The sequence below is a fragment of the Paenibacillus sp. YYML68 genome (assembly GCF_027923405.1).
Taxonomy (GTDB): Bacteria; Bacillota; Bacilli; order Paenibacillales; family NBRC-103111; genus Paenibacillus_G.
This window is the reverse complement of record NZ_BQYI01000001.1, coordinates 1692755-1714671: the sequence shown is the minus strand read 5'-3', so window position 1 is coordinate 1714671 and position 21917 is coordinate 1692755. Positions and strand designations below refer to the sequence as shown.

Below are 21917 nucleotides of genomic sequence, written 5' to 3'. Positions count from 1 at the left end.
CTCACCTCCTTCACGTATTAGCGCACGTTGACTTTGACATAGATCTTCTCGATCGAGTCGACCGGTTGGACATAGAGCTCAACCGTAACACTGTCCGACTCGTCGCCTTGGCTTACGATGATATCCGTCTGCGCGTCGAAGTTCTGGATCGCCGAAATCGACTGCAGCGTCTCCAGCAGCTTGATGCACTCTTTCTTGAACAGGTTGCGGCCGTCGTCGTCGTTGTCCACCTTGCCGATGTAGTACGTCTCGAAGATGCGCTTGAAATCGTTGTTGATGCTGTCCAGCACGCGCAGCACTCTGTTCTTGGCGAACATCTTACCCTTCTCCGGCGTGAAGCTAACGAGCGAATTGATGTCCTGCTCGATGATGGCGCGTCCATTGTGATGGACGAACACGAGCTCGCCAGCTTTGAGCGCAGCTTCGATCTGGCTGTTCGTATAGCGCGGATGGACATCGACGGCGCCGTCATACGCAGCATAAGTCAACGATTCGTTCGCTGCCGCCCTTGCGGTCGCTCCGGCCACCCAGGCTGTTGCCTGTGCTGCTGTCAGCGTCGTGCCGTCGGCCAGCTTGACGCCGTTCTTGACGTTGATAACACCTTCGCAGTCGGCGGTCGAGTCAGTTTCGATGACGAGCTGCGCCTTGATCCCCTCACTGTCACGCAGGCGCTTGATGAACGTAACGAACACCGATTTCAGTGTACTGTCCGTCACGGGCAAGCCAATGGTCTGGAACGAATGCAGCTCAACCGCCGCGAGGTAATCCAGATAGTCCTGATTCGTCACCGTGCCGTCTGTGCCGCCTGTGAGCGGACTGCCCGCGGTAGCAGTCAACGAGCCGGCTCCGCTGAAGACGATCCAGTCATTCGCCTTCAGCCCTGCGATGTTGGCGACCGTCTGTGTATCGACGACTTTACCAAGCAGCAGAGTCTGGACGTCGAACTTGGTGTTATCGTCGACGTTCGCCTGGATGACGAGCCTCAGGTCGTTGCCGCGTACGCCGCCACATCGAGCAGTGGCCGTTAACGTGCCGACTGTGGCCGCCGCCTTCGTGCCAGTGTTGACGCGGTAGAGCAGCAGCTTGCTGGCTCGCTTCAGCGCTTCCCGTACGAGCAGCAGCTTCGGGTCAGTCAAGTCATAGCCGAGAATCTTGAATATGTCGTCGCCGGCATTAATCGTGACCATCTGCTTCGCATCCCCCCAGCTGAGCGGCAGCGGCAAGGAGGCGACTCCACGGTCACTGATCGAGCCGAGCTGCGCTTGGCTAGCGAAGTTGACGTAGACACCGGGCCGTACTTTGTTTTGCGTTGTCCATGTTCCACCTGCCATCGGTTACTTCACCTCCGCATTGCGAAATGTGCCGAGCAGCTGCTCGACTTGCTCATGGCTGTATAGCTGATCGTCTTGCAGCAAGGCGGCCAGTACGTCCCGATGCTCTGCATAGGTGCTAGAGTCGAGAAATTGGCGCTTGCTGTACGTCAGCGGCTCGGTGAATTGTTCATCCGTTTGAGCCGAATCGGTCTGATTTTTACGTGTAGTCACGGATCGTGACCTCCTTCTTCAGTTGGTTCATCTTCGGTACCGCAGGCTTCAGCTTGAGCATTCTGACGTTCAGCTCGAGCAAGAAGTGCAGCACGTCGTCTACGACCTCATGGCGCAGACTGTTAGCCCTGTACGTTTCCCCTTCCCACTGGATATACTCCAGCTCGGCGTATAACCGCTCGGCGATGCGTTCGCAAGCGCCCTTCATGTCGAGGCTGCTCGGGTCGGGGAAATACCGAACGGTAATCAGCATCATGCGCGTATACCGGCGATCTAGCCCGCGAGCTTGCCCGGAGCTGATCGACCGTACAAAAAAGCAAGGCTCCGCGAAGCCCTGCTTGACCTGCTCGGTATAGATCGGATGGTCGGGATACAAGCTGCCGAGGCAGCTTGTAATGCCGTGAATCACTTCGATCATCGACTCAGCCTCCCAGATAACGGTTCATGAATGTCTGAAGTCTGCGCTCCAGTATGGCTGGAAGCTCCTGCTGCAGCTCGGCCTCAGACGTGGTCAGCATGAATCGGCCTTCGACCCACCCGGCATGATCCCGCGTTCGGTGTCCGAACTCGACATACTTGGCATACTCGATCGGATTGATGATCTCGATGTAGATCTGATCGCCCGCTCGCTGGATCTTCCCGACCGTCCATCCTTTGCGCAGATCGCCAGTACGACCGACAGGCGTCCTAGCGATGACCTTGGCCAGCAGACGACCAGCGAGCTCCTTCATGCACGACTCTACGAACTTCGGGTACGCGAGCTGCAGCTGCTCGAGCTTCGTCTGAAACTCCTTCAGCCCCTCGAATTCGAACTCCCCCATCTGGCTCATGCCCGGCTGACCTCCTGCAGCATGACCTCTTGATGCGTCGGGTACCGGAAGGGATGGCCAACATGCTCGAATTCAAGCTCCATTCCGTGCTGCTGCACTCGGATGCGGCTGCCAGCCTTGATCACAACATCGGGTGACAGGAACAGCTTGGCGTCATAGCGAACCTGCTGATCCGTGTCCGTTCCCTTCGCGCTAGCCAGCGACGCTTGCGACAACGCGCACGGCTCTTCAAGCAGCACGACGATCGGCTCCAGCCTTGTGACGCGTGTCGCCGGGTCCTTGACCGACTGGAACTCCGTCACCGTGCACAGCCCCTCGTAGGTCATCTCCAGCGCCTGGCGCTCTGCGCTAATGCTGCCGTATGCCACTGCTACCACCTCATCCTTCGGAACGCTCGCAGCTGCGATGCATACCCTTGGACGAATTGTGCGTCGCTGCCGGCGCGAACCGTCGGCTTCGCGGCTCCGAAGGTCGTCTGCACGTCACCACGCTTTACACTTTGGATGACCGTCTCCTTCGGGAACTCGTCCGCATATTTGGTTCGGTAATAGTCCTCCGCGATCTGAACGATGACAAGATCTAGCTCGGGAGGAAGGAGAGAGAGACGGCAATACGTCTTGACCGCTTGCACGACCGTCTCCAGCACGAACGACAGCCGCTCGTCTTTGCTCGTGTCCTCAGGTGGAATGTCGAGCATTGCCTTCAGCTTAGGCATGTACTTCTCCATGCTACTCACCGTCCTCCGGCACGATCAGGCCATTCCTCAAGAGGTCCGCATAGTCCGTCTGCTTGACCTGGGCGCGTTGGCCTTTCATAAACCATTGCCCGCGGTATTTGACACCCTTGTTCCACTTCACGAGTACGAGCTCCAATACGACGGGCGGCTGCGACGGCTCCGTCTCCTTTGGCCGCTCAGAGGACTGCTCGGATGGCTGTTCGGATGGTAGCTCAGTCGAAGCGCCTTCCGGATTCCCCTCGACTGATTCCAGCTCTTCATTCGATCGCTCGACTTCGTCTTTGTCTACAAGCTTCTTTCTCACGGTATTCACCTCCTGAATAGCGATAGCGAAGAGGCACGTGCCTCTCCTTACACAACCTGCGCGATAAAGATCGTATCGATCGTCTCGAACGACGGCAGGACGATCTCCGACACGACCGTCTCCACGTTCACCGGATGCGGCTCGCGAATCGTAGTAATCGCAACACCGGTATGAACGATGGACACCTCTGCAGCGGTGCTGCCAGCCATAAGATCGCTCTCTTCCGGCGTCGTGCCGTAGAACGTGCTGCCGAGCGTCCCGTCGGGAATAAGCGTGAAGTGGTCATCCGGATAGAACAAGCTCGTGGAGCCGTCATGCAGCGCATACTTCTTGTTGTAGACAGCTACGGACAGGCCGAGCTTCGTCTGCAAGTACTGCTTCATCATCGCATCGGTCATGATGATGTTCTGGCCGCCGAGCGGATTCATGTCGAGGCGAATTCTCTTATTCTCCAGAATGTAATTCCACGTCTTCCGCGTGCAGATCGCCTTCGTCGGGCGGACACCAGTGTCTTCTTCAACCGTATCCTGCCACATCATGATGTCACCGATGATGTTCGCCTCCGGGTTGTTCCACTTGTCGTCGGCGGTCGCAAGAGTCGTCTTGTGGTTATCCGGCATCTTGTACGTGTAGTCGTAATCTTGACGGTTGGCCGTAATCTTGATTCTCCCGGTCGACAGCAGCTGCATGATCATCCGCTCCGGAATGACCTGAGCGCCGTTGACCAGATTCGTGATATCATCGTAGATCGCGTTGATGACCGGCATAATGAGCGCTTCGTTCTGCGAGGCAGCAAGCTTATTGAGCTCCTGACGCTCCTTCTCTCCGATCCGCATAGCTTCGCGGAAGAACGGCATCTCCGTCTCAATTTTGCTGAAGCCAATCCGATCGCGCACCGTCGCCTTCGCATCAAAGGCGGACGGCTGCAGCGATACTGGCAGTCCCCGAGAGCCTTTGATCCAGCTCAGATCGAGCCCCAGCTGCTTCTTAGGCGGGAACAGTGTCGCCCCTAAATACGGAATCGTGTTCGATGGATTGGAGAGGTAATAGGTCGAGATGTTTTTCGAGTTGACCAGGTCAAAAATAGTCGCCATGCTTTCACTTGTCCTTTCTGCCTATTTAGGCGATGAACGTAATTTGCGGCAGAGCAGCGGTTTCTTCCTCGGTTGGCGGGCTCGGCAGCTTGCCAGTCTGAATGAACCCGTGGATGACGAGCGCCCCCTGTGCTGGGCCATGCGTAACGTCTGTATCGTTCAGCAGCACGCCTTCGGCATTGGATACGCCATCTGCTGTTGTCGCCCGGGCAGCTGGGGTTGTCTCGTTCGCCAGAACGCCGCCGCCGAGAATCGTGCCCGCAGGAACGATCTTCTTACCGTCCGCATTGGCGACGACCCCGGCATCGCTCACCGTTACGGCCAAGGCGATGAAGTGATCGGGGAACTTCAGAATTTCTTTTTTGTTAGAAAAGGTGGATACGATGTACTTGCTCATCTTCAATCAGCTCCCTTACTCAAAGTAGGCTGTGCGGGCTTTATCCAGCCCGTCGTTCTGCTTGGCGTAATCCGCGACGCGCTTGCCGAAGTCGCTCCCGGTGCCGCCTGCGCCGCCGCCCGTGTGCTTGTCCTTGCCATCGAAGGGGTTGACGCCCTTGAATTGATACTGTTCTTCCTGCTGCTTCTCTTGGACAAACAAAAAAGCCTTGCTCTCGCGCAGGGCTTTGATCTGGTCCTCGAGTCCGACTTTCACGTTGCCATTGTCGTCGAGCTCGATTTTCGATTTATCCAACAAGCTTGTTACGATGTCTGGATCATGCACCTTGCCGACGAGCGCCAGCTTCATAGCTGTGCCAAGGCGCAGCTCCTTGAGGTTTGCGTCGTACTTCTCTTTGGCCGTCTTGTTATCTGCCTGCAGCTGTTCGATCTGTTGCTTCAGCGTGGCGCTGTCCCCTGCCGCTTTCTTCAGGTCTTCGAGCTGCTTGTCCCGATCCTTCAGATCGGCTTCCGCTTTATTCTTTGCCGTCGTAGCCTCCTCATAGCGCTCCTTAGGCACCCAGCCTTTATAGTTTGCGTCGACGCCCTCGGTGATTGCCTTGATCTGCTCAGCGGTAAGCCCTTGGGCCTCCAGCAGCTTCTTTAACCAGTCCATGTGATTCGACCTCGCTTTGTACTTTGTATTTACGTGACGTTGCTACAACGAGTTCAATGTACGCAGCCTATTCTCACGGCTACATGACGACCACCCCCCTAAAATACGAAGCGCTTATGAATTTGGAAAAATCAAAAAGAGCACTCCGCTGCATGCGAGTGCTCTTTATAGCTCGGCCAGCCTCCCCCAAACAAAAAAAACACTCTCGCATTGTATGGAGAGCGCTTCTTATTGTTTGTCTTCCTTCTCGATCTTAATGGGCTTTTTGACAGCCTCAATAAATTTTTCGAGGAAGCTTGGATCGCTTGGATCAGGGAGACCGTCTAAATATGTCTCATCAAATCCCCCAATTTGGCGTTCTTGCGGCTTCGAAGTCTTCGACATATTCCCACCCCAATTCCTCAACCATAGATAACAAGACCAGATGTGAAAAGTAATATCGTCGTTCAGATGATGACATTATAGCATAATTAGAGTCCGCTGATAATTGCTTGTTCACTTTTTCAGCAGTTTTTGCCATCAAGTCGTTAAAGACCCATACATTAATAAACTTACCGAGTGTAGATACCGCGCTAACCCCACCATCATGACCAACCGCCACTATGGCTTGAAGCGAAGGATATAAAGACAAATTTTGAATGTCCTTCAGATTAATGCGGGTGCCTTGAGGATGATTATGAGTCAAAATGATTGAATTTGAACTTGCCTCACGTAAAATTGCGTCCATCTCATTGCTAAATTCCGCTTTGTTGATCGTACCTGAAGTACGAGCAAGAGGGATTCCCTCCTTTGAGCTCAATAGGACCGCTATCTCCTTGGCTCGTTTATGACCTTCCTTAGCAATACTTCGATTCGTTTCGGTCAACCGCTCTAATGTCTCCTCTCCTACTTGAGGCAATTCAATGTGATAACTTGCCTTAGGGTTAAATCGACGATTGGGCAAGCCCGATGGTTCCTCTACACTTCCGCTGTGTTCAGACGCTGGAGGTTCTTTCGTCGCTGGAGATGGATCGGCTTGCGTCGATGAATTCGATGACCCCGAAGGTTCTGACAGGTCACTTGACACATTCTTCTTCGCCCATTCCTTATACGTCATATCCCCCGGCACCATGTAGTGATCGCCCTTCTCATTCCGAGCCGCACGTTCCTTCACGTTTCCCTCAAAATGCGGAATATCGACGGTTCGACAGCGGGCATGGAACGGCGCGCAGTTGACGTTCGGCTGCGCCTCTGCGACCTTGAACACCGTTCCATCCATCTGCCTGCATAGGGTCGATGTCTTCTTATCCAGCGTGGCGACGTTCTTGAACTCTTCGACTTCCAGCTCCTTATACGCCTCTCTGCGGGAATGGCCAGAGAAGAAGGCGATCTCCGTAAGGACGAGTCGCTCGGCATCTCTCCGAGAGACGCCCATGCGCTCGGTCATGATGTTGATCATTGTATCTGACGAGTTACCTCGAATCAGCCCCTGTACGAGCGTTGTCTGCAGCTCGGATATGAGCTTGGAGCGATCGCCCCATATGCGGGAGCTGAAGTCTCGACCGTCTGGCGCCCACGGTGTGACCAGCAGGTTATTGATCTGCCTGTTATCCAGCTTGGCGAAGGAGCTCCCGACGCCTGTACCCTTCTGGAGCTCGAACACAGAGCGATAATAGTTGTCTTTGTAGATCCCATGCAGCAGCTCGCTCGTGCCTTGCTGATGCTTGGCCGCCAAGAGCTCGACTTCCTGCCGCATCTGCAATTGCAGCGCCTCCAGGCGGCTAACTCGGACCTTAATACTTGCATTCTCAAGCTCCTTCATATGCCTCTGATCGACTGCGTTCTCTCGGCCCTTCTGGATGTACTCCTCGACAGTCCACTTGAATTCCTTAAGCTGGCCGGCATTCAGCAGCTGGCGTGCATCTGCGAAGCTGACCTCGTTGTTTTTGGCAAACCGCTGATAGAAAACTTCGATGTCCTGCTGGATGGATGCAATCGCCTTGTCATACTCCTGACGCATCTTCTGGATGTAGGCATCGCCCTTGGCAAACTGTGCATCGCTAAGCTTCTCAAGCCGCTTGACCCAATAGTCTTCGGATTTCAAGGCTATTCACCCTCATCCTCAGGTGTCGTCTTCTCATTGCCTGTCAACCCACCGTATTGGAGGGCATCCTCCATAGACGCATGACGCTGCTTCTCCAGTCGATCAAGCTCGGCTGCTGTGTCTGTGACCCACGGATGGTTAGATATAATCGTCTCATCCGAGATGAGGCCGGCGCTGTTCTTGGCGTTCGTAATGGTATCCGTCTCGTTGATGACGATATCCCGATTGAAGATGAAGTCGACCTGCTCCTCACTGTAATCAACACCGGTCGTATTGGCGAGATGAGCATCGATGAACCAGCGCAGACGTTCTAGAGACGCCTGGAACTCCGTCTCCATAATATTCGCATCCATATCCAGATCAGCGTACAGGAACTTGAGCGCGACGCCGCTCGGACTGTTGCCGAAGCTCTCGCTCTGCGTATCAACACCGCGTCCGAACTCGTAGATGTCCTTACGGTTCATCTGCATATGCGTCTTGTAGGCTTCCGTGTCAATGTCCAGACTGATCGTGTCGACGCCGCCGTCATCCTCTACGAACACAACACGGAAATTGGAGATATTTTTTCGGAACTCACTTCCGCTTGTACCGCCGTAATTTTTAACCACATAGATGCTGTCGGGAAGATCCTCCAGGTTGTTCGCGTTGTCCGACTTCCGCAGGTCGTAATCGTCAACAAGACTCTTGATCAGCTCGACGAGCGGTTGCTCCTCTTCGTTGTACTTGAACGGGATGAACGGTACGTACTCCCAGTTCAACGTCTTCTCCTCGGGTCCGGCAATGACCTTGAAGTGAGAGTCCGCTTCTCCTGCCTCAACATCCGGTACGAGTCCGCCTTGCTGGACGTACCGCCGCACACCTGCCGTATCCCACCATTCGAGCTTAGTTACTGTGGTCTGACGAATGCCCTCGTAGGCTTCCACTTCATAGACACGTATGACCGCGTCCAGTTCGGTATGAGCCGTGTCCCTCCATAGCGGGATGATCTCCTCAGAAGGGATCTTCTTGAAGCTAAGACGCCCCTTTGGATCGTAATAGACATGCAGCCATGCGATGCCTTTATTGATCGCCTCTTTACCGACGTTCTGCAGAAGGCGCAGCATGCTTTTGTTGAAGAAGGCTTGCAGCTGCTCTTGATACTTGGTTAGGTTCGTCTGAATGCTGAGCGGCTTGGCTAACAGATAGCCAACCTTCTGATCCACAAGCTTGCGTATGAATGGATGGATGAGCTTGTTGTTGGCCAGGTTGCCCACGATGACCTTCGCCCCGTTTTCACCAATGACGGTCCGCTCACGGCCCATGATGTCGGTCCTGTTACGGTAGTATCGCTCGCCGGTGAGCATCCAGTTACGCTTCGTGCTGCTCCTCCATGTGCTTACTTCCTGCTGTATGATCTGAGCCTCGGTCATCGCCGATCTGGCGCCTGCTTGTAAGATCCGTGTGATCTCCTTCATACCACTGGAATCGATTCCGTACATACTTATCCTCCCTTCACCCATTAATCGAACCAGACGCCTGCCTTGTTCTTAACGATCGTATTGACGAAATAGCGATCGCCGTCCATCTGGTGATCGTTCTCCTTGACCGGCTTGTCTTCGCCCCTCTTTGACGCCTTCTCGTCCCATATATAAGAATTGAACTCGCGGAACGTCTCCGTGCAGCAGTCGTTGTACTTGATCAGTCCCTCCAGCAGCGCGGAAGCGACGTTGCGGATCCCGTCCACGACGTCGTTCTTGGCCTTGATAACCTTCAACTCACCGCGCTTGCGGATCGCTGCGATGAAGGAAGCTGCTGACGGGTCAATGATGACCCCTTTGATCGGCAGGCCGCTGACAAATTCGATTAAGTCGTCACAATACTCTTCATCTGTCTTCTGCTTGCCCCTGGAGCGACCGTCATAATGGTACTCCTTCACCTTGTACCAGATCCCCTTGCTCTGCCCCCACAGCCCGAACGTGGTCGGGTTTAATGTTCCGTAGTCACAGGAGACATAGTATTGCGTATAGGGTCGATCGATCGTTGATACGACGTGCTTATCCCGATCGAACATGTCGTAGATGACACCTTCTGCGAGCACCCAGAGACCGAGAATATACCGCTTATAGAACACGCCCGAGAACATGCGCCGGAAGCGTTCCTTCACCCGTTCGGACAGCGAGAGATTGTCATCCATCGTGAAGTGAAGCACGAGAATCTTCTTCTCAACCGCCTTGTCGAGATATTCGACCTTGAACCAGTGGTACGGACCATCTGGATTACAGTTAAAGAATAGCTTCGCTCCTTGACCATCTGTTTCTGCCGAACAACGGCCAATCGCCTGATCGACGAACGACTGCGGGAACAACGCGACCTCATCTAAGTAGGCGCCGGCTGCGGTCAAGCCCTGTAGCGTGTCCTGACTGGACTCATTGTTCGCTCCGAACAGATAGTAAGTGTTCGTACCGATGATGAGATGAGGATTCTCCGACCGATGGTAATGGTAATCAATGCCCTTCGCCGTCAGAATCTGAAACATGGGCTCGAGCACGTTACGCTTCAGAGCGCCCATCGATTTACTTGCTATGATGAAGTTCTGGTTACGGTGTTTGGCAAGCGACCATGTAATGAACGAGTCTATGCAGGCAATTGTCTTGCCCGAACGGATCGCACCTTCGGCTACGCAAATATCGTAATCCTTGTACCGACTATTATCGGTCCACCACATGAGCAACTTCTTCTGCTTGCGGCTGAAGGGCTGGAACTTGAATGAGGTCGTTCGTTTACGCTTCCGCATGAGTTCAGTCCTCGTCGGCGAATACGTCTGCCGCTTGCGCGTTCAGCGCCGCCTCGTAGCTGTTGCCCTGCTGATGGGCGATATCGTTGCCCTCACCCTTCAAGTCACCGATCTCCAGCTTCAGCTTCTCGATCCGTAAGCGCTGCTCCTCGAGTATCTCTTCAGGCGGCAGCGTACGAAGCATATCCTCATATTGCTTGATCATGGATGTCAGCCTCGACATGGCGGAGGATTGAGCCGTCAGTGCTGCACCTTGCTTGTCCCAAGCGAACTGGATCTCGTACTCGGTCTCTTCCGACCCACCGCCCTCCTCCCCGCCGAAGTGCACATTCTTCTCCTTCTTGAGCTCCTTCGTCATGTCGTCCTGGTCCCGGACGAACATGATTTTTTGAGCGCGAATGATGTTGGTCCATAGAATTCGTATGGATGCCCATAACAGATCAAGCGGCTCCATCGAATCAGTCACGTCGAAGATCTCAAGTGTCTCCTTATCGTTCGGAAGAAACTTGCGATATAGCCCATGTGTCACAGCCTTAGCGTTACGCAGCGGACCTCCTGGGCCGCCCTTGTTGCCCTTAGCATTCTTATTACCGGTCGGCGCGCCAGGGCCGCGCTGTCTTGGTGTCGGCTTCTCCTCCCACTGATCGATGCTCTTCCACTTACGGACGAGCTGCGCGCTGATACCCAGCTCAGCAGCGATCTCCGCCGGCTTCTTCGTGCGTCCGCTCTTCTCCCATATCTTGAGTGCCTTCTTGCGCTCGGGGCTTTGTGCTCTCGACATAGCCGATCACCTCAACAAAAAAAGATGACCCGAAATCGGTCATCTTGTATCTTGTTCAATCTCCTTCACTCTACGGTAGAAGGTATTCGGTTTCATCTCTAGCTGCTTCATAGCAGCTACTGCCGTCATGTTGCCGGCCTTCCACTCCCCATATACGGCCCTGAATTGCTCCGTGACCTCTTGCTTCGGACGACCAAACTTTACTCCGCTGTCCAGCGCTACCGCGATCCCTTCGGCCTGGCGCTGCCTGTTCTTCTTCCGCTCCTGCTCAGCCACGTAGGATAGCATGGATAAGAACTGATCCTCCAGCAACTTGCCAAGATCGCCCATCGTCTTGAATTTCCGGCTGTCGAACAATGTTTCATTCTCGAGCACGACAATGTCCGCATTCAGCTCACGAGTGATTTCCTTCCACTCCCGAATAATGCCATCGTAATCACGACCGAGACGATCCAGCGCATCCAGATAGATGATGTCTCCCTCTCTGATCATGAGCTTCATCGCTTGATAGCGAGGACGGTCGAAGTCTTTGCCGCTCTGTTTATCTATGAAGAGGTAACGATCCTCGATGCCGAGCTCCGCCATTTTGCGTAGCTGTCGCTCGACGTTCTGATCTTTCGCGCTTGCACGAACATAACCCATTCGCATGTCAGTTCCTCCGTTCATTGATCCATGTCATAACATTACCTCAATTATTGACATATTTCAATTTAGAATTTTGTAACTTTTGACATGCAAAGTTGAATGAGTTTTACTACGTGTCAAAAAGCATGCTTTTTGACACAGCTCGTCGTGAGTCAGCCTGCGAAAGTATACCCCCCGATGTACCCCCTCATAATTGAGTTGGTTTTCACGTAATTATTACGATTAACCATACATTTACTAAATAATCATAAAGTTGGATGCGAAATTCAAGGCTCCTTTTCGCTTACATCTGCCCTCCACGTTTAACTAAATCATGGTAAATGAGTGTATCTTAGTAGTAATTCTGTCACACTCAACCGATCGCCAGATTCTTAGCTATATCAAGGGTTTATCCATGTTTTCTGAAAACAAGTGTATCATGGACCTCAATATGTATCGCTCAGCTCGTCGAACGCCTCATCCATTGCGTCTTGCGTCAAGCCCAAATACCTTAAGGTAACCCATTGCGAGCTATGGCCGAACATATCCATTAGTAACGCCAGCTTCGTCGGGTCTCTCCGGTACAAGTGGTATCCCCACGTCTTTCTCATCGTGTGACATCCAATTTCACTTAAGCCGTATCGCTTGGCAACAGCATTCAGCATCCGATATGCGGTCATCCGATCGATCGGCTGTCGCCGTGCTCCGTTCTTCATCTTCTTTTGACGGCTCGGAAACAAATACTCTTGATCACCCATAGTTCGGATATAGTTGTCGAGGTCTGCTTTTAAGTTCCGAGTGATGAAGATATTTCGTTCTTTACGCCGCTTCTTCTTCTTCCTGGTCTTCTCGTCTATGATCTTAATGTGCGTCTTATTGCGAACCATGCCTGCGCGAATCTTCAAAATATCAGATATTCGTAATCCTGTGTAAATCCCCATGCAGAACAGAATGTAATTGCGTTCACTGACCAAACGCAGATCCTCTTTGATGTTCTCAATGAGCGCCGTGTCACGAATGGGTTGTACGAACTTCATGGTTCGTGCACTCCTTCTTGACACATAGTAGAGGTTTGAAGCACACTTGCTTGACTCCCGTCCACTGCCCCCAGATGCAGCCCCGGCAGATCTGTGGCTGTTGTGGCGGATCCTTATACCTTTGCTTCTTCACGCGACTCCCTCCCCTTGTCCTATGCGTGATAGTCCCAGCGCAGGCCGACAGTAGTACCCGTTCGTCTGCACGTCTTCCACCTTCAATCATTCCGCAGCGGACCGGCTACGGCCGAGCCGCTCTACAAGGATTGAAGTTAATAAGGGGCATCTAACCCCACCTCTCACCGCACCCTTGACGACTGGCGTCTAAGGCAGCACATGCCCACAGCACGGCCGAGTGCCTACAATGATAAGGGTACAGTAGACATCACCCGAAGCCTCATCTCGGCTTCCATGATTCTACTGTACCCTGTATGCCACCCTTATGACCTGCCGCTATTCTGTCTGCATTCTGCCACTCGTCTGCCACTTTTTTTATCCTTCAGCAATGCTCTCAGATGGTTCAATGAGCACTTCCAGATTCAGCATAAAGGCAAGTCTGTAGAACGCTTTGGACTTCACACGGTAGTATGTTCTCTCGCTGATGTTCAATTCTGCATACACATTGAAGTCGTACACATCCTCATCTTCCAGGTATCTCTTACGGATGATCTCACGCTGCAGCTTGCCTAGTCGCTGCACGGCAGCCTCCACCGGCTTCGTTTTGAACTCGAGCTTCTCGATCCCTTTATAGGTCCGGGCTGCCTCGAGTGCTTCCTCCACACGGCGGCGCGTCTCATCCTGATCAATCTCAAGCAGCTTAAACGACAGTTGTCCCATTCCGCTCACCCATCCTCTATGGTATAATTCGGGTGAGAACATTTATTCCCCGACAGATCCGGCCAAAGATCATTGTGTTGGGGAATTTTTATATTATTGCTTTAACTCCAAGACTTCGATCGCATTTTCAATGTGCTCAATGACAAGTCCAATATCAGCAATTTCCTCTAGGCTACGTTCGTTTGCCGTCAAGTATAGAAGCGCGTTTTCAGCTTGCTCTTTTGCCTTCTGCAGCGTCTTGACGACTTGAGCACGACGTTTTTTATCGTATGCATTCATCGATAACCTCTCCTACCCCGCAATGCCCTGACTCTTGCTACAGATTATTCATACTTGTCCGTTCCAGTTCCACAACCCTTGTTGACCCTTAGCTGGAATCGGTTCAGATAATGATGTAATGGCAGTCAATTCCCACGCATATCGACCTGGTGCAAAGTCACCATATTCATACTCAGGATGATAAACATATACTCCGTTCTCTAGTTCATATCCACCTGTGAAAGTATCAATACACTTTATGCAGTCTTTAAGTATTGCTGTTGCTATAACGGCTCCCTTAGGCAATCTATTGATCGTATAACTGTTACTGTAACGGCACCTTTCTCGAAAATAGTCTCGAATGTATTCTTCTTGATCGTTCTGGAGTGTGTCCAGAATGATAAACGGGTCTTTTTTACTGGCATGTATCGCAATAGGTCCCCGATATTTCGTACGCCATCCCCGTGTTTCGTATCTTTTCTCACCAAGGGCGATCATCGTCGCCCAAGGCTGATGTATGGTTATGGCCTTCACGCGTTCAATCCTCCTTATATCCACATAGATCACTACTTAATTTCTAATGTGATTGCTGCACCGAGGAAGGATATCTCAACTGCACTATCGAATAGTGAAAAATATCGGATAATTTATATTACCAAGAAAGAGGGTAATTAAAATGAACAAGTACAAACGAGCAATCTTAAAGAGACTTTTTAAAGGGCCCCAGACTTTAGAGAACCTGGCCGATATCCACTGTAATACTATCGTGCTCTCTTGCTTACTTGAGTTAGAAGAAGTTGAGTATGTTAAACATGTAACAGAATGCTATGTCGTCGACTCGAATCAAAATTCAACAGATGAAAAAGAGGAATGCGATCACTGGATCATTACGCTTAAGGGTTTGGATTATCTCACAGAAAGAAAAAAGGAGATACTATGGAAGTCCCTACCTATAGGAATCTCCGTCTGTGCTCTTGTTTTCTCGGTTCTTAAGGGATAATTAACCTTAGTATTGACACAATAAGTGCAATTATAGAGATAGTTAATGTTAGTCGGAAATCTTGGTTTGACTTCCAGTACGAACAAAAAGATTTGAAGAAACCGGCCAGTTTATTAATTAAGTTCATGTCATGTTCCCACCTACTAATCAATTTTCAATCCAACAAAACGCTCTCCCAGCAACACCTGCAGGCTCTTCTAGGATGTATGCCATTCCTTTGCTCATGTACACATTCGTCTTAATCTTCAGGTATCCGAACTTCGTACCGAGATGCGATCTCTCGGCCATAGGAGCAGTAGGAGCTACATACAATGCTAATAGCTGAATGTCCTTGCCGGCATGGACTAGGGGGGTTATCTTTTCCTCGAGCAGTTTAATTGCTTTGTCATAGCTGGGCATCTTACGAGCTCCCTTCAACCTCACCAGCAACCGGATCAAATTCCCAATCGCTTGCGAATCCCCCTCAATCCATCGATGCCTCGCCTCGGACAATCCTCTTCACATCATCTGCCGTAGCCGGCGCGACCACGTATGCCCGGTCACGAACCCGCACGATCACTTCCTCGTGCTCCTTCAGGTTCATAACGACTTCCTCAAACGTCTCTTGCAACTCCTGTCCCATCGTTACGCCCCGACCCTCAGCTTCCGCACGGTCCCCGACATCCGATGTACGATCACGACCTCCGCGCTCGTCACACGCTCGACTAGCCAGTTCTGGTAATTCAAGCCATATGACTTGATCAGCTCTTTCTGCTTGCGCGTTGGATTCTTCCCTTGCTTCATCCTTCCTCATCCTCTCTGTGATATTAGCGACTCATCTTACGGCGGTGCATATCCGGCACAGGAAACCGTCCTTGACCCGAAGGCAGCGACTGGTGCGCCCCATCATAATGACAGCGATCCAGACTGACGAACTTGTTAAAGCTCTTCAAGAATGCCAGCTCCACCGTTCCCACGGGACCGTTCCGCTGCTTCGCAATGATGACCTCGATAATATTCTTCTTCTCGGATTCCTTGTCGTAATAGTCGTCGCGGTATAAGAACGCCACGATGTCCGCATCCTGCTCGATCGCGCCGGACTCCCGCAAGTCCGACATCATCGGACGCTTGTCCTGCCGTTGCTCAACTGCTCGGCTTAGCTGCGACAGCGCGATGATCGGAATGTCCAGCTCGCGGGCCAGCTGCTTCAGCGTCCTCGAGATCTCGGACACCTCCTGCTGCCGGTTGTCCCCCTTGCCACTGCCTGCTAGGAGCTGCAAGTAATCGATAAGCAGCAGGTCCAGCCCTTGCTCCTTCTTCAGCCGTCTGCTCTTGGCCGCAATCTCATGCACCGTGATCGCTGGCGTGTCATCGATATGAATGTCAGCCTCTGCGACTGAGCCGACCGCCACAGCAAGGCGGTCCCAGTCGTCGCTCTGCAGGTAGCCGGACCGTAGCTTGCCTGCGTCGATATGCTGCTCTGCGGACAGCATCCGCTGCACGAGCTGACCCGCAGCCATCTCCAGGCTGAAGATGCCCACCTTCTTCTTCGCCTGTACACCCGCATGCTGCGCAATGTTCAGCGCGAAGGCGGTCTTCCCAACAGAGGGACGCGCTGCGACGATGATCAGATCAGAGCGCTGGAAGCCACACGTCATCCGATCCAGATCCGCATAGCCCGAAGGAATACCGTTGACGTGATTCTCGCTCCGATTGTTGAACCGATGCTCGATCTGCTCATAGGTCTCTATCGCGACCTCCCGAATGGAACGAAACTCCTTAGACTGCAGAGCCTGCTCTGCGAGCGCGCTGGCCGCCGTCTGCATGCCCGATATGGCATCCGTAGCATTCAGCTTCCACGCTTCGTCCAGCTGACGCTGAAGCTCCAATATCGTCAGTCGATGCAGATAGCGCTCATGCACGATGCCCGCGTAATAGTCCACATTAGCCACCGTCGGCACGCTCTGCGCGAGATCGGTCAGATACCCGACGCCGCCGATCCGTGCGAGCTCGTCGCCCTCCTGCAGCCTTGATGCCAATGTGACGAGATCGATCGGACCTTCCTTCAGCTGACGGATCGCTCGTACAATGCGCTGATGCCGCCGATCGTAGAAGTGCTTCTCCGTCAAGTCAACCGTCATGTCGAACTTGCCAGATAGCAAGATCGCCCCGATCACCGCCTGCTCGGCCTCCAGACTATGCGGCAGCGGAATACTGTGTTCCATACGCGATTCAGCTTGACTTGTGTAACGCACGTAAGATCCTCTCCCTCTGTTCCGGCGTCGGTCCGACGGCCCGCTCTTGCATTCGGTCGTACTCGGCCAGCGTATCCAGTCCCGACTGACGCATATGGTCATGATAGTGATCGGCTCCTGACCGCTTATCCAGCGGCTTCGCCAGCGCTCCAGGATGAGGCGGATACTTGTTATCCGGATCTAGCGCATACCTGCGCAGATTCTCTCTGGCGACCTCGACGGATACAGATCCAAGGCACTCATGCCACGCATGCAGCATGTCCCGAGCCTCGCTCCTATTCTCACGCGGTATGACGAACAAGGGATATATGCGCTTGATGCTCTTAAACAACTCCGAGATGTCCGATAGCTCCACGCTTACGTTCCTCCTCCACGACTTGATCCAGCAGATCGAATGGCCGATAACCTGCTCCTTGAGAGGCAGAAGCTCCCTTCGCCGCCTCGAACGACTCGTCCAGCGCCTTCGCAGCACCTAGCGTTCTTACGCCTGCTCGGAAGTAGTCGTCCAATATTTTCGTAATGAGATTGAACCTGTAGCCCTTGCTTGCAAGAGCCGCACGCTCAATCGCCCGAATCACCACGTCCTCGCTCATCCCGTCCTGCTCGATGTACGCCACCAGCTTCTGTGTTTGGAACGGATTGCACTCGAAGCCGAACACTCGAGTATGGGCAGCATAGAACGATTCATACGCGCCAGCAGAAGAAGCAGAAGAAGAATGAATATCTTTAAGATCTTTTAAAGCGGAACCATTACCGGAACCGAAGTCGGAACTATTGTCAGAAGTAAAGTCGGAAGCATTATCGGAACAATTGTCGGCAATAGATGCTGACAATTGCCTCAGCTGGTACATCGCCGCCTTGCTACCGCCTCGTGAAGTGAAATCGATATAGCCCTTCGTCTTCAGCTCGTTCCTTGCATTCGAGATGCTTCTGTCGCTTAATCCACTCTTAAGAGATAGCGTTCCGACGGGCACGGAAAACTTGCCTTTCGATCCGAATCGGGTCGACATATGCAGCAGCACGTGCCATAGCGCGATCGCGGATGAGGAAAGTGGGTTTATCTCTAGCTCGTTATAAAACGCGTGTACCTCTCGTACGTAGTCCAAGCTCTTCACCCTCTTCTTATGTCAATGAGGCGACTCGCCTCTCATGATCTCTCGCTCCAGCAGCTGCTCGAGTCCAATCTCCCGCACGAATACATCCGTTCGGTCGTACAGTGGAGTGTACCGATGCAGTAGATCACCAGTACCAGCCCCTGCGTTCGCTTGATACAGGAAGGCCGACGGAAGCTCTGCTCCATTACGCAAAATGGGTACGCCGAACTTGCCGCACCTCGTCTTGCTAATCAGCACGGCGAACGGGTATGGCGTATGCGTCCAGCTCTTGGAGCGCGGTATGTACACCGGTAGCCCCGTGGCCTGAACCTCTTCCTTCGTAAACCTACCATTAGCGTTAGGCATCGGTCTCAGCGCTCCCTTCCGCCTGCGGAAGCTGTACCAGCTGCAGATATTCGGTCGAAAAGCACCCACTGTAGCCTTCGAGGAATATCGAGCAGTAGTTATGCCCCTTAGGTCGGAAGGCGTCCGACTTGCACGTCCAGAGTCGCCCCGCGTACTTCGGATTGCTCGCCTCCATGCATGTATGCATGACGACCGTGTCGCCCTTCTTCAAGGTCGAGCGCTCGTTCCGATCTGAACGGACATGGATGCCGAACGGATGGAAGCGCGCCTGCTGTATTTGTCTGACGATCTCCTCCGGAGAGGCATAAGCGCCTTCGGTGCGGAGCCAGTGTACAAGCCGCTTGCCGTCTAGCAGATCTTCCTCTCTCGTTTGCATGTTCTTCGACTCCAATCTATACATATTCTCTCTTCACTTCGTAGTGGTCACTTACTACCTTCAAGTCATCGAATGATACTGGTGATGTAACGCAGCGAGGATCGTACTCGCATACTAGATTCCCTCTTTGATTCAATCTCCACCGCGCTGGCTTGGCATCATAGACCCACACCGTTCGCTGGTCTTGATATACTCGATCAACGACAACCCTCTTCCCGATCCGATCAGGGAAAAGCTTCGGCATGGCGACGTGACGAGAGTCATTATTGATGAATTCACATAACTGCCCTCGCCGAAAACTCTCCGATCCGAAGAAGAAAAAAAACATTACACCATTCCCTTGATCATGTCGCAAAGCTTGCCAATGGCAGCCTTAAACCTCTGCTTCTCCTCTTCGTTCTTCACCTCGTTGATTGATTTGAGGAGGTCGTTAAAGTTCGTTTTCAAATTCTCGAAGCATACCGTCACTTTAATGGCAGCCGTATTGTTGTTCTTCTCCAGCAATTCCTTCATCTCTGTGATCTGTTTGGCCGCTTCTTCTTCCTTCTGCCGGGTGATAGCCGCCAGCTCCTGCTCACGCTTACGAAGAGCCTCGAGCTCCTCCTGGGTTTCCTTCGGAATCTCGATCTTCGGTACATCGATCGGAGTATTCTTCAGTTGCTCCTCGAGCTCCTTGACCCGCTTGGTCTTCTCGGTGAGCTCGTCCTTCGCTTTCTTCAGCTGCTCTTTGGCCTTCTGGGCTACTTGATCGTCCTTTGATGCCTTAGCTGCTTCAATATCTGCATTAAGTTTCTGGACCAGCTCGTCATGAGCCTTCTGCTGTGCTTCCATCTCCGCAACGGATGCGGCAAGCGCCTCTCGGGCCACACGTTCCTGCTCTGCCTGCTGCTGACTCTCCTTCAGCTTACGCTCAAGCTCCTGCTTCTCCTTGATCGCTGCCTGCAGCTCGCGAGAGGACATCTTCTCCACATCATGCTTTTCGGCAAAGTCCTCCCGCTCTTCTGCAGGAACGCCGAGAAGAGCGACCGCTTTGGTATAACTCAAATTCGAGAGCACCTGGGAACTTGTTTTCCCGTATTCGGTCGCGATCCGCATAAAGTTATTGGCGGTCGATTGGCTGTATGAGACGTTCTTCTCTAACCAGGACCCCCATTCACCGTGAGCAACGAGCTCCTTAGCTTCGGTCAACCGGTGGCCGATCTCAATGGCGCTGCGAAGAACGAACTCCCGAGTTTGGGAGTCAATGCTGCGGATCTCTGCCGCGATCAGCTGCGGTGTCCGATTTTCTTCGATAATGCCTGCTGGCTCTGCTGCTTTCAAAGCTTTACTCATACAGCTACCTCCTGGGGCTTCTTTTTATCTGGTCGTTGCTTCGGCTTCTTCTCCAGACGCTCTTTCTGAAATTTGTCGATAAACTGCTTCACTTCGTTCGTAGTGTCACAGTTCTTGTGACCTCGACACTGCACTATCTTTCCGCCACTAATCTGCATAGTGAAGAATGGTATGTCCGGATCTTCGATTTTTCTGATAACTAGAATGTCACAGTCGCCCTTCGCATAACGATCCGCATACGTACCCACACAGTGATGCAGTACTTTTCCCTCAATAATCAATTCGGCGGTGTCAGCAGCTGCCCGAATCAGATATCCGCTGTGTTCGAAATGGTATTGATCCAATCTCTTCTTTCGTTGCTTTATCTTTTCGTCAAGCTCCTTGTTCTCCTTTACCTTGACCTGTTTGATCGTGTTGAGGTGGGCGCGGTGCAGATTTGACGGGAACAGTACCATGTCGTTCGTAAGATCAAAACCAAGGCGGATGCAATCTCCGATATAGTCATACCAAGTGCCTAGAATATCCTTCGGAGCACACGGTCGCTTCGCTTGCCTCTCGACCCTCTGCTGTTTTTGAATGTATCCATCTGCACGTCGAAGGGCAGTGTACTTTAATACCTTTTTCAGTGCTTCGAAGCAGTCATCATATCGTTCTGCCATATCATTCAGCTGATGCAGGGTAAGTTCAGATTTTTCTTTACAGCTGATTTGAAATAGTCGCAATGTTAGTGGATGGCCAGACGGATGCTCTACAAATCGCAAAAATTCTTTTACTCGGGATTTTTCCAGCTTCAATACTTTATCAATACTTTTGCCATTCCAATTGATTGCTCCATAGGTGTATGCCCGGTCAAGCTTCGCCAAGACGAAGTAATTCATTTTCAGCTTGGTTAAATACTCGACGCACGGATGTTTGGAATAGAGATCAAAGAACTTCACATTGTCTCCGCAGCGATAGGACTCCCACGTACTGTACTGATAAGGTGTCCCCTTTATTGCCTCAAGAAGAAACTGCTCTGGGCAATAGGAGTGAAATCCGATGGTCGAATGAAAGTTGGTCTTATAAAAATCGGAATGAACGGTTCGCTCTGGATAGTACCCTCTTGTGCTGTGGTAATTTGAGCGATACATCTTGCTGTTGCCCATCTCAAAAAGGTACAAGCAGTCCGCATGGAATTTCGTCACTACTTGCGTGTAGTCTCCGCTGTAATCCCTCTGGACAGTGATTCCTCTCGCAACCATCGCAGCTGGGTTCACGACGCTCTTTTCGTATACGACGACATATGATGCGTCATAGAGATGCTTACGCCCAAGACCTGCCTTCTTTGCTATGCAAGCAGATGAGCAATTAGGACATGTAGTATCATCATTGTGATTAAGGTTCGTGCGGTATTTTGCCTTGCAATGCGTACAGTGTCCGTATTGGCAGCCTTTTTCCCGCGTGAGGAATACATATCTGCTTTTCAGGAGGACAACATCACGCACATAATCACATAGCTCTTGACTGATTTTTGATTCGAAGTGAGCCAGAAATTCCTCCAGTTCTATATCCCTTTGATTCATGTCA

At 52.2% G+C, this 21917-nt stretch carries 29 protein-coding genes; all 29 read right to left on the bottom strand.

The features are described 5' to 3' along the window. Positions 1 to 17: 17 nt before the first annotated feature. A complete protein-coding gene (locus PAE68_RS07665) occupies positions 18 to 1331 on the bottom strand; it encodes a phage tail sheath family protein (protein WP_281885682.1) in 1314 nt (437 codons plus the stop codon). Between the two features lie 3 nt (positions 1332 to 1334). Then, positions 1335 to 1544 (bottom strand): hypothetical protein, encoded by a 210-nt coding sequence (locus PAE68_RS07660; protein WP_281885680.1) that lies wholly within the window; start codon positions 1542 to 1544, stop codon positions 1335 to 1337. Continuing rightward, on the bottom strand, positions 1531 to 1962 hold the full coding sequence (locus PAE68_RS07655) for a phage tail terminator family protein (protein WP_281885678.1): 432 nt from the start codon (positions 1960 to 1962) through the stop codon (positions 1531 to 1533). Before PAE68_RS07655 ends, PAE68_RS07660 begins: the two co-directional genes overlap by 14 nt. Before the next feature lie 4 nt (positions 1963 to 1966). Further along, complete coding sequence (locus tag PAE68_RS07650; RefSeq protein ID WP_281885675.1) at positions 1967 to 2374, bottom strand: HK97 gp10 family phage protein; 408 nt, start codon at positions 2372 to 2374, stop codon at positions 1967 to 1969. After that, positions 2371 to 2742, bottom strand: coding sequence for an ABC transporter ATP-binding protein (locus PAE68_RS07645; protein ID WP_281885674.1), 372 nt, complete (start codon positions 2740 to 2742; stop codon positions 2371 to 2373). The genes PAE68_RS07650 and PAE68_RS07645 overlap by 4 nt, the downstream gene beginning before the upstream one ends. A gap of 2 nt (positions 2743 to 2744) precedes the next feature. Next, positions 2745 to 3101, bottom strand: coding sequence for a phage head-tail connector protein (locus PAE68_RS07640; protein ID WP_281885672.1), 357 nt, complete (start codon positions 3099 to 3101; stop codon positions 2745 to 2747). Position 3102: 1 nt separating this feature from the next. Beyond that, positions 3103 to 3414 carry a hypothetical protein gene (locus tag PAE68_RS07635; protein WP_281885670.1) on the bottom strand — a complete coding sequence of 104 codons (312 nt, stop codon included), beginning with the start codon at positions 3412 to 3414 and terminating at the stop codon, positions 3103 to 3105. Positions 3415 to 3461: 47 nt separating this feature from the next. Further along, a complete protein-coding gene (locus PAE68_RS07630) occupies positions 3462 to 4508 on the bottom strand; it encodes a major capsid protein (protein WP_281885668.1) in 1047 nt (348 codons plus the stop codon). 25 nt (positions 4509 to 4533) lie between these two features. Continuing rightward, positions 4534 to 4905 carry a hypothetical protein gene (locus PAE68_RS07625; RefSeq protein ID WP_281885666.1) on the bottom strand — a complete coding sequence of 124 codons (372 nt, stop codon included), beginning with the start codon at positions 4903 to 4905 and terminating at the stop codon, positions 4534 to 4536. Between the two features lie 15 nt (positions 4906 to 4920). Further along, positions 4921 to 5559 (bottom strand): phage scaffolding protein, encoded by a 639-nt coding sequence (locus tag PAE68_RS07620; protein ID WP_281885664.1) that lies wholly within the window; start codon positions 5557 to 5559, stop codon positions 4921 to 4923. 337 nt (positions 5560 to 5896) lie between these two features. Next, positions 5897 to 7558, bottom strand: coding sequence for a minor capsid protein (locus PAE68_RS07615; protein ID WP_281885662.1), 1662 nt, complete (start codon positions 7556 to 7558; stop codon positions 5897 to 5899). A gap of 86 nt (positions 7559 to 7644) precedes the next feature. Next, positions 7645 to 9120, bottom strand: a complete 1476-nt coding sequence (locus PAE68_RS07610; RefSeq protein WP_281885660.1) for a phage portal protein — start codon at positions 9118 to 9120, stop codon at positions 7645 to 7647. Positions 9121 to 9140: 20 nt separating this feature from the next. Further along, complete coding sequence (locus PAE68_RS07605) at positions 9141 to 10415, bottom strand: PBSX family phage terminase large subunit (RefSeq protein WP_281885658.1); 1275 nt, start codon at positions 10413 to 10415, stop codon at positions 9141 to 9143. A 4-nt stretch (positions 10416 to 10419) separates the two neighbouring features. Next, positions 10420 to 11196, bottom strand: a complete 777-nt coding sequence (gene terS, locus PAE68_RS07600) for a phage terminase small subunit (RefSeq protein WP_281885656.1) — start codon at positions 11194 to 11196, stop codon at positions 10420 to 10422. A 39-nt stretch (positions 11197 to 11235) separates the two neighbouring features. Further along, a complete protein-coding gene (locus tag PAE68_RS07595) occupies positions 11236 to 11844 on the bottom strand; it encodes a recombinase family protein (protein ID WP_281885654.1) in 609 nt (202 codons plus the stop codon). A gap of 422 nt (positions 11845 to 12266) precedes the next feature. After that, complete coding sequence (locus PAE68_RS07590) at positions 12267 to 12857, bottom strand: tyrosine-type recombinase/integrase (protein ID WP_281885652.1); 591 nt, start codon at positions 12855 to 12857, stop codon at positions 12267 to 12269. A gap of 489 nt (positions 12858 to 13346) precedes the next feature. Continuing rightward, positions 13347 to 13691 (bottom strand): ArpU family phage packaging/lysis transcriptional regulator, encoded by a 345-nt coding sequence (locus PAE68_RS07585; RefSeq protein WP_281885650.1) that lies wholly within the window; start codon positions 13689 to 13691, stop codon positions 13347 to 13349. A gap of 93 nt (positions 13692 to 13784) precedes the next feature. Further along, complete coding sequence (locus PAE68_RS07580) at positions 13785 to 13970, bottom strand: hypothetical protein (protein ID WP_281885648.1); 186 nt, start codon at positions 13968 to 13970, stop codon at positions 13785 to 13787. A gap of 48 nt (positions 13971 to 14018) precedes the next feature. Beyond that, the gene (locus tag PAE68_RS07575) at positions 14019 to 14483 is read right to left on the bottom strand and encodes an ASCH domain-containing protein (RefSeq protein WP_281885646.1); all 465 of its coding nucleotides are present in this window, start codon (positions 14481 to 14483) and stop codon (positions 14019 to 14021) included. A 613-nt stretch (positions 14484 to 15096) separates the two neighbouring features. Further along, a complete protein-coding gene (locus tag PAE68_RS07570; protein ID WP_281885644.1) occupies positions 15097 to 15348 on the bottom strand; it encodes a hypothetical protein in 252 nt (83 codons plus the stop codon). Positions 15349 to 15412: 64 nt separating this feature from the next. After that, complete coding sequence (locus tag PAE68_RS07565; RefSeq protein ID WP_281885642.1) at positions 15413 to 15571, bottom strand: hypothetical protein; 159 nt, start codon at positions 15569 to 15571, stop codon at positions 15413 to 15415. Positions 15572 to 15573: 2 nt separating this feature from the next. Continuing rightward, positions 15574 to 15732 carry a DUF6906 family protein gene (locus PAE68_RS07560; RefSeq protein WP_281885639.1) on the bottom strand — a complete coding sequence of 53 codons (159 nt, stop codon included), beginning with the start codon at positions 15730 to 15732 and terminating at the stop codon, positions 15574 to 15576. 23 nt (positions 15733 to 15755) lie between these two features. Continuing rightward, positions 15756 to 17153, bottom strand: a complete 1398-nt coding sequence (gene dnaB, locus PAE68_RS07555; protein ID WP_281885637.1) for a replicative DNA helicase — start codon at positions 17151 to 17153, stop codon at positions 15756 to 15758. 7 nt (positions 17154 to 17160) lie between these two features. Further along, positions 17161 to 17538, bottom strand: coding sequence for a hypothetical protein (locus PAE68_RS07550; protein ID WP_281885636.1), 378 nt, complete (start codon positions 17536 to 17538; stop codon positions 17161 to 17163). Further along, positions 17507 to 18289 carry a DnaD domain protein gene (locus PAE68_RS07545; protein WP_281885634.1) on the bottom strand — a complete coding sequence of 261 codons (783 nt, stop codon included), beginning with the start codon at positions 18287 to 18289 and terminating at the stop codon, positions 17507 to 17509. The genes PAE68_RS07550 and PAE68_RS07545 overlap by 32 nt, the downstream gene beginning before the upstream one ends. A gap of 21 nt (positions 18290 to 18310) precedes the next feature. Further along, entirely contained in the window at positions 18311 to 18643 is a 333-nt protein-coding gene (locus PAE68_RS07540; RefSeq protein ID WP_281885632.1) for a hypothetical protein, read from the bottom strand. Further along, complete coding sequence (locus tag PAE68_RS07535; protein ID WP_281885630.1) at positions 18636 to 19019, bottom strand: hypothetical protein; 384 nt, start codon at positions 19017 to 19019, stop codon at positions 18636 to 18638. Before PAE68_RS07535 ends, PAE68_RS07540 begins: the two co-directional genes overlap by 8 nt. Positions 19020 to 19346: 327 nt before the next feature. Then, positions 19347 to 20351, bottom strand: coding sequence for a DUF3102 domain-containing protein (locus PAE68_RS07530; RefSeq protein WP_281885628.1), 1005 nt, complete (start codon positions 20349 to 20351; stop codon positions 19347 to 19349). Further along, positions 20348 to 21913 (bottom strand): PcfJ domain-containing protein, encoded by a 1566-nt coding sequence (locus tag PAE68_RS07525; protein WP_281885626.1) that lies wholly within the window; start codon positions 21911 to 21913, stop codon positions 20348 to 20350. The genes PAE68_RS07530 and PAE68_RS07525 overlap by 4 nt, the downstream gene beginning before the upstream one ends. Between the last annotated feature and the right edge of the window lie 4 nt (positions 21914 to 21917).

Excerpts from the sequence above, each read along its gene's own strand:
- PAE68_RS07665 (WP_281885682.1), bottom strand. The coding sequence starts at position 1,331 with ATGGCAGGTGGAACATGGACAACGCAAAACAAAGTACGGCCCGGTGTC.
- PAE68_RS07655 (WP_281885678.1), bottom strand. The coding sequence starts at position 1,962 with ATGATCGAAGTGATTCACGGCATTACAAGCTGCCTCGGCAGCTTGTAT.
- PAE68_RS07650 (WP_281885675.1), bottom strand. The coding sequence starts at position 2,374 with ATGAGCCAGATGGGGGAGTTCGAATTCGAGGGGCTGAAGGAGTTTCAG.
- PAE68_RS07640 (WP_281885672.1), bottom strand. The coding sequence starts at position 3,101 with ATGGAGAAGTACATGCCTAAGCTGAAGGCAATGCTCGACATTCCACCT.
- PAE68_RS07630 (WP_281885668.1), bottom strand. The coding sequence starts at position 4,508 with ATGGCGACTATTTTTGACCTGGTCAACTCGAAAAACATCTCGACCTAT.
- PAE68_RS07625 (WP_281885666.1), bottom strand. The coding sequence starts at position 4,905 with ATGAGCAAGTACATCGTATCCACCTTTTCTAACAAAAAAGAAATTCTG.
- PAE68_RS07620 (WP_281885664.1), bottom strand. The coding sequence starts at position 5,559 with ATGGACTGGTTAAAGAAGCTGCTGGAGGCCCAAGGGCTTACCGCTGAG.
- PAE68_RS07615 (WP_281885662.1), bottom strand. The coding sequence starts at position 7,558 with ATGCGTCAGGAGTATGACAAGGCGATTGCATCCATCCAGCAGGACATC.
- PAE68_RS07610 (WP_281885660.1), bottom strand. The coding sequence starts at position 9,120 with ATGTACGGAATCGATTCCAGTGGTATGAAGGAGATCACACGGATCTTA.
- PAE68_RS07605 (WP_281885658.1), bottom strand. The coding sequence starts at position 10,415 with ATGCGGAAGCGTAAACGAACGACCTCATTCAAGTTCCAGCCCTTCAGC.
- terS (WP_281885656.1), bottom strand. The coding sequence starts at position 11,196 with ATGTCGAGAGCACAAAGCCCCGAGCGCAAGAAGGCACTCAAGATATGG.
- PAE68_RS07595 (WP_281885654.1), bottom strand. The coding sequence starts at position 11,844 with ATGCGAATGGGTTATGTTCGTGCAAGCGCGAAAGATCAGAACGTCGAG.
- PAE68_RS07590 (WP_281885652.1), bottom strand. The coding sequence starts at position 12,857 with ATGAAGTTCGTACAACCCATTCGTGACACGGCGCTCATTGAGAACATC.
- PAE68_RS07585 (WP_281885650.1), bottom strand. The coding sequence starts at position 13,691 with ATGGGACAACTGTCGTTTAAGCTGCTTGAGATTGATCAGGATGAGACG.
- PAE68_RS07580 (WP_281885648.1), bottom strand. The coding sequence starts at position 13,970 with ATGAATGCATACGATAAAAAACGTCGTGCTCAAGTCGTCAAGACGCTG.
- PAE68_RS07570 (WP_281885644.1), bottom strand. The coding sequence starts at position 15,348 with ATGCCCAGCTATGACAAAGCAATTAAACTGCTCGAGGAAAAGATAACC.
- PAE68_RS07565 (WP_281885642.1), bottom strand. The coding sequence starts at position 15,571 with ATGGGACAGGAGTTGCAAGAGACGTTTGAGGAAGTCGTTATGAACCTG.
- PAE68_RS07560 (WP_281885639.1), bottom strand. The coding sequence starts at position 15,732 with ATGAAGCAAGGGAAGAATCCAACGCGCAAGCAGAAAGAGCTGATCAAG.
- dnaB (WP_281885637.1), bottom strand. The coding sequence starts at position 17,153 with ATGGAACACAGTATTCCGCTGCCGCATAGTCTGGAGGCCGAGCAGGCG.
- PAE68_RS07540 (WP_281885632.1), bottom strand. The coding sequence starts at position 18,643 with ATGCCTAACGCTAATGGTAGGTTTACGAAGGAAGAGGTTCAGGCCACG.
- PAE68_RS07535 (WP_281885630.1), bottom strand. The coding sequence starts at position 19,019 with ATGCAAACGAGAGAGGAAGATCTGCTAGACGGCAAGCGGCTTGTACAC.
- PAE68_RS07530 (WP_281885628.1), bottom strand. The coding sequence starts at position 20,351 with ATGAGTAAAGCTTTGAAAGCAGCAGAGCCAGCAGGCATTATCGAAGAA.
- PAE68_RS07525 (WP_281885626.1), bottom strand. The coding sequence starts at position 21,913 with ATGAATCAAAGGGATATAGAACTGGAGGAATTTCTGGCTCACTTCGAA.